The organism is bacterium, assembly GCA_021158245.1.
Lineage (GTDB): Bacteria > Zhuqueibacterota > QNDG01 > QNDG01 > QNDG01 > QNDG01.
In genome coordinates, this window is record JAGGVB010000205.1 from 1 (window position 1) to 5,556 (window position 5,556).

At 37.5% G+C, this 5,556-nt stretch carries 4 protein-coding genes; all 4 read left to right on the forward strand.

Translation table 11 applies throughout. From position 1 onward, the window contains the following. Positions 1-719: hypothetical protein (locus tag J7K93_12690; protein MCD6117866.1), on the forward strand; the 719-nt coding region annotated here is incomplete at its 5' end. Further along, positions 712-1,788, forward strand: coding sequence for a hypothetical protein (locus J7K93_12695; protein ID MCD6117867.1), 1,077 nt, complete (start codon positions 712-714; stop codon positions 1,786-1,788). The genes J7K93_12690 and J7K93_12695, both read left to right, overlap by 8 nt. A gap of 189 nt (positions 1,789-1,977) precedes the next feature. Beyond that, positions 1,978-3,789 carry a hypothetical protein gene (locus J7K93_12700; GenBank protein ID MCD6117868.1) on the forward strand — a complete coding sequence of 604 codons (1,812 nt, stop codon included), beginning with the start codon at positions 1,978-1,980 and terminating at the stop codon, positions 3,787-3,789. Between the two features lies 1 nt (position 3,790). Continuing rightward, the gene (locus J7K93_12705) at positions 3,791-5,032 is read left to right on the forward strand and encodes a serpin family protein (GenBank protein MCD6117869.1); all 1,242 of its coding nucleotides are present in this window, start codon (positions 3,791-3,793) and stop codon (positions 5,030-5,032) included. The last annotated feature ends 524 nt before the right edge of the window (positions 5,033-5,556 follow it).

Consider the following 5,556-nt stretch of genomic DNA (forward strand, 5'->3'; position numbering starts at 1 on the left):
ATCAACTGACTATCAGGGAAGAAAAAATAAATAACAAGATAAAACTTCTCTCAGGCAGGCTGGTCAGGGACAGAGGGATACTTTCAGCACTTCTGCAGAACAGAATAGATTTACTTATGAAAAAAACGGAAGAAGCAGCCCCTCAAAACAAAGCAAAAATTACAAAGCAGATATCTTCTCTGCTTGCAGAAAAACATGCTCTGAACTCGGCATATCTTAAAGCAAACCTCCCAAAACTTCGAGCAATAATAATATCTCCGCGCCCGTGGGATTCGCCTGCCAGCCTCAGGCTTAAAAAAAACATGCTTCTTGACAGATCGGACAAACTAAAAAATCAGGCAGAAGATATTAAAAGATTAATCCGGGAGTTTGAAAATGAACGGAAAGTAAGAGAGCGCATATCCGAACTGAATAAAGACCTTGCACTCTTTGATGAGAATGAGGAACGTATATTAACAGGGTCAGGAAAAATAGGCCTGGAAACAAGCTCTTTGGATTCCTACGGAGACAATATTAAGTCCCGTGATGCTTCTGCTGTAAAAATTAACGAGGATTCCCCCCTGCCTTTCAGCTCAATTCCGTCATCGCCGGTTGCACTTAAAACATTTATCAGAGAAATGAAATTATATGTAAAGCGCATATCTGCAATATCTGACAGTTTGAAACACAGCGCTGATAAGTTTGAAAAACTTGCCGGGATTCGGGAAACAGATGAATAGCAGCAAGTTTATAAAATATATACGTAAATCCGTTTTCCCGATATTTTTTTCCCTGCTTTTTTCAGAACAAAACAGTTTTTGTCAAAGCCGCAGTATTAAGCATCTTGAATTTTTCTCAGGCACTGATACAAATGTTTCACGAGATACTACAGGACACAGCGCAGACAATTTTAATCAACTCTTTTTCCATTACAGTTTTTCATCTGCTCCCTCTAATCGCTTAAATATAATTTTTAATGTGAGCAGCGGCATAAAGCTGCTAAATAAATTTTCCAGCGAAAACCGGGCTGCACTCATGTGCAGCGGTTCAATTAACCTGCATCTGAATAATAACATTGTATTCGGCCTGAAAAGCAGCATAAGGGCAAAATACTATTTTAACTCCATTAATTATAATACATTGGAAGCATCTCCCGTTCTCTACATTACTCCATATGCCGGTATGTTAATTACTGTAAAAAGTTCTCTGATTAAATTCAGCATGCCTAATGATATAAATTTTGAATATTCAGGAATTAACACAAGTGCTTCATTCAGATACAAATTTTCCTCAAAAATTTCTTATGCACTTGAATTTTCTACTTGTTATAGAAATTTTAATCGCCCTGCTTACGGTTATAAGGAATCAGACATAGGAACATTGGCAGAAAAATCGTACAACCAGCACGACAGAACAAATACTGCTGCAGTAAGCCTTCGCTTTTATTCCTGGGCACTTGTTGATTTAAGAGCAACTGTTGACTTAAATAAATCCGACAGTTTTGGCTACTCGTTTTACAGGCCGCAAATCTCAATCACATCAGCCAGGGTAATCACAGATAATCTGACAATTACATTAAAAGGCGTAATCAGAAAAAAGAATTACACTGACTCCATATCTTCGCTGTTTCAGATACGCCCTGAAACAGAGGAAGAAGAGAACAGTTTTGTTGTACTTGATATATGCCGTGATATTGGGGAATCAAAAAGTATCAGAATGCGGTTAGGCTCATATATAAATGAGTCCCCTTTCCGCGAAAGATACTACAGAAAGACCGTTATTTCCGTGGGATTCTCCTTCCGTTTTTAATTAATCGGGGCTCAGTTTTCTGAGGATTCATCAGTTTTTCGAGGAAAAATCTGTATATTTTATTTATTCAAGCAGCACTTAAAGTAAAATAGCCGGGGAAAATTAACTTTTTTTTCTGGCACAATCCTTGTTTAATAAAAAAACATCTGACAAATAAATGATACAATTATTAGTTATACGGAGGAAGCAATGAAAGCTCTAAAAACAGCATCTCTTTTACTGCTGATTGCATGGTCATCTTTAAGCGCACAATATTTTGGTGAAACAGTACTTGAGAAGAGTTTTGAACAGACAGATTTCTTTTTTAAACCTGCTTATGTCAATCCATACGGTATTGGTAATTTCGGCTCATCTCTTCTCGGCCTTGTTGACAACCCCCTTCTCAATCTTCAGATTAATCCTGCATTCATTGCACAGGACTCTTTATTAGACATGTACGGATACATTAATTTCAGAAATTCAGAAGAGAAAAGAGGCTATTCAGCCATACCTATGCTTTGCTATACCAGATCCTACATCCCGTATCCATGGTACTATTCGGAATCCAGGAGAAAGACAGAACCCATAATTTCAGCAGCTTTTTTCACACAGCCGTTTTCTATTAAGGGCAAGCCTGTCCGCCTTGGAATTACCTATCAGGCCATATTCATTGATGAAGACTTTTACGAAATCCCCCAGGACGTTTACAGATCTGCCGTAGGTTTGGATTATTCCGGAAACAAATCCATTGAATCCGATTACAATGTAACAGACAGGTACAAAGGTGCCGACAACATGCATCAGGAAGGGCATTTCGTAACTCTGTTTACAGGACTTAACTTAAATAAATTTATGGATGCAGGTATAAGGGCTTCCGGCGTTTTTTATACCAGAAACGGAAAATATGAAAATACATATCAGTGGGATAACGGAATGTCATCTGATAATATATCCCGCAGCAGCTATATCAGCAGCAGGAATCAGGATTACAGCCATTATGACATATCTTCCGGAATTATTACAAAGTTTTCTCCTAAAGTTTCAGCCGGAATAACAGGCGGCTATCTCTGGGGCAATGTTGATCAGGCAAAAAATTGGGGCAGCAGCAGCACCTATCAGCATGGAGTAATTGATCAGGGCACATCCTGGAGCTATTACTACAGAAACGGAACAAGTGATGAATCATGGACCCATAAAGGGAAGACTTATTATGGAGGCATCAATCTTAAATTTCTTCTTGGTACTTCTCAAACCCTTACGCTGTTTTACAGAACTGAAAAACAGGGCGTAGATATTGATCTTAAAGGTGATATAAGCGACACATCTTACAGCAACTATCACAATGAAAATGAAAACTGGAAATATTCAAGTGAGCACATAAGCCACCTTTATGACAACAGAACAGGAAATGGCGACTGGTGCAGCTGGTCTCATCACCTCGGAGCAGGGCTCATATGGCCTGTGGATAAAAGAACAAAGGTCAGCCTCGGTATGCAATACAGGACTTCAAAACGTACGGTTTCCACACTTGAAGATGTTTATGCTGACAGAGGCAGACAGGGATACCGGACATCAACATCGTCAGAAAATGAATGGATATCAACTGTAGCAGAAAAAAAGATGCTTGATTGGCAATTTATATCAAAAGTGTCTTCAATTCAAATTCCTGTTTTTGTTACCTGCAGGATTTCAAAAAATCTTAAGCTGCTTACAGGGCTGACAAGAACTTTTACCAGCAGCAGAACAAGTGATATCACAACTGCATATTTTGATTATAGAACAACAAATGAGAGCGGAAAGATTGAAAATAAAGAAAAATTCGGAGAGCGGTACACTGAACCGGAAGACATTAGAAACAATGTATCTACAACACTGCTTTTCGGAGCTACTATTACACCTAGCAGGCTTTTTGACATACAGGTGCTTATGGTTCCTAACTTTTACCAGTCATACTACTCCACAAGCATTAAAGAACTGCAGTGGTGGATAGACTTTAATTTTTATCCGGAAAGGAGGAAATAGTATGAAAAAAGCAGCCCTGATTATTACATTTTTACCCGTTTTTTTACTTTTCAGCTGCGACCGGGTCTTTTCTCCCTTTCAATCTCCAACAACAAGACCATTTACACAAATGGAGAAAAAAATTGCAGAATCAACTGCTGATTTCAGCATGAAAATATTCAGCGGGATTACATCCGTTCCGTCTGATTCAAACATTTTCATCTCGCCCATAAGCATTTCCTATGCACTTGCCATGGCAGCGAACGGCGCAGAAGGAACAACCCGGGAGGAGATACTTAATACTCTCGGTTTTGGAAACATGGCAATTGATGACGTGAACAAATCCTTCCATTCTCTGATGTCTCTTCTTGTAAACACGGACCCTGATGTTATTTTAACTATTGCAAATTCTATCTGGTACAAAAAAGGCTTCCCTGTAGAACAATCTTTTCTTAAAATAAATAAAAGTTATTACAGCGCAGAAGTAAATGAGCTGGATTTCTCTTCGCCTGATGCAGTGAAAACAATTAATACATGGGTTTATGACAACACGAACGGGAAGATAGAAAAAATTTTGGACAGCATTGACCCTGCGAGTGTTATGTTTTTGTTAAATGCAATATACTTTAAAGGTATGTGGCAGTATAAATTTGATGAAAATTTTACAATTGAGGATGTATTTACCACTTCTTCGGGAGATACTGTTCATTGTAAAATGATGACAATTACTGAGAATCTCCCCTGTTTTGAAACAGACACTTTCGAAGCGGTTGATATTCCATACGGGAGCGGAAACTTTGCTATGGCAGTGCTGGTGCCCAAATCAGGCAATACTGCTGAAAACATAATTAAATCTATGAATAAATCCTCGTGGGATATGTGGCAGCAGAAATTCAAGGTTTCTAAACAAACGATTACTCTGCAAATGCCGAAATTTGAAACACGGTACAAAATTAAGTTAAATGATGTTCTGAAAAATCTCGGCATAAAAAAGGCATTCTCCCCCTCAGATGCAGATTTCTCCGGTATCTGCAAATCTTATGATTTGTACATTGATGAAATACTTCACAAATCATTTATAAAAATTGACGAAAAAGGCACTGAAGCTGCTGCTGTTACGATTATTGATTATAAAATGGGTATCAGTAACAGCACAGACAATGTTAAATTTATTAAAGTTGACCGCCCCTTTATTTTTATTATCCATGAAAAAACAAACGGAACAATCCTGTTTGAAGGGAAAATAAATAATCCTGTAATATAAAGAGGATAATACCCCCTTATAGTTCACTCTTCTATCACAAAGCTCCGGTAATCATTAACCGGGGCTTTCTCTTATTGTAAGAGTAGGTTATTTAAAATACATATAAGAACTATATTTTTATCAATTTTATTGTATTGTTGTAGGGAACGGTCGTGACCGTTCCTTCCTTTGTTTGTTAATTTTGATTTCTGTATTCTTTTTGTAATGTACAGTTCTTTGTTTTTAGTTCTGATTTATTGATTTTGTTAAGATAATAAGCAGACACTTTTTTTAGAAAAAAGTGCCCAAAAAATCCCGGCTGCTGAAAATTTCCTGAAATGCTCCCGGCGTTCACTAAAAGTTCGGAACTCTCCCGGCTTTACTATTATATTTTTTAATTGAATAGCCGGGGTCAGACGTTTGTGTAAATTCTTTTCTGTAAAATTGGTTCAAGGATTTTCTTATATTAAAAGTGGTAACAAAATTAAATAAGGAGAAAACCCATGAACCAGAAACAAGATAATTTATTTGGATCAATAATGGAA

Excerpts from the sequence above, each read along its gene's own strand:
- J7K93_12695 (MCD6117867.1), top strand. The coding sequence starts at position 712 with ATGAATAGCAGCAAGTTTATAAAATATATACGTAAATCCGTTTTCCCG.
- J7K93_12700 (MCD6117868.1), top strand. The coding sequence starts at position 1,978 with ATGAAAGCTCTAAAAACAGCATCTCTTTTACTGCTGATTGCATGGTCA.
- J7K93_12705 (MCD6117869.1), top strand. The coding sequence starts at position 3,791 with ATGAAAAAAGCAGCCCTGATTATTACATTTTTACCCGTTTTTTTACTT.